The sequence below is a fragment of the Shewanella sp. SW1 genome, from assembly GCF_025653545.1.
Classification (GTDB): domain Bacteria; phylum Pseudomonadota; class Gammaproteobacteria; order Enterobacterales; family Shewanellaceae; genus Shewanella; species Shewanella oncorhynchi.
This window is the reverse complement of sequence record NZ_JAKKSG010000063.1, coordinates 1-570: the sequence shown is the minus strand read 5'-3', so window position 1 is coordinate 570 and position 570 is coordinate 1. Positions and strand designations below refer to the sequence as shown.

Genomic DNA, 570 nt, shown 5'->3' with positions numbered 1-570 from the left:
GTTCATGACTGGGGTGAAGTCGTAACAAGGTAGCCCTAGGGGAACCTGGGGCTGGATCACCTCCTTACCTATACGACTAACTTAATGTTTGTTGAGTGTTCACACAGATTGCTTGTTTAGCTTCTCTTCGGGGAAGTCAGAGCTAAATGCGCCGCTAGCCGGTACGCATTGTTCTTTAACAATTTGGAAAGCTGATAGTATTTAATTGCATGAGTCTGTCATGTGATTAATTACAAAACGTTTAATGCGCAAGCATTGAACATGAGTTCTCAAACACTTTATTAAGTGTCTTGAATATTCAATAGTAAATTATTCTTTATTGATAGTTTACGTCTAAGGCGCGTCCACTTCTTTGGTCAGAAGTGAGACAAGTAAAACCAAGCTGGTCGCAATGCGGCGCAGGTGAGTGAAACTCATTTGGGTTGTATGGTTAAGCGACTAAGCGTATACGGTGGATGCCTTGGCAGTCAGAGGCGATGAAGGACGTAGTAACTTGCGAAAAGCGTTGGCGAGCTAGTAACAAGCATTTGAGCTAACGATGTCCGAATGGGGGAACCCAGCAGCATAAGC

Annotated in this window: 2 rRNA genes; both read left to right on the top strand. The window is 43.9% G+C overall.

From position 1 onward, the window contains the following. Window positions 1-67: ribosomal RNA gene (locus tag L5M71_RS23075) — 16S ribosomal RNA — on the top strand; the annotation flags it as partial. Window positions 68-428: 361 nt separating this feature from the next. After that, window positions 429-570: ribosomal RNA gene (locus L5M71_RS23070) — 23S ribosomal RNA — on the top strand; the annotation flags it as partial.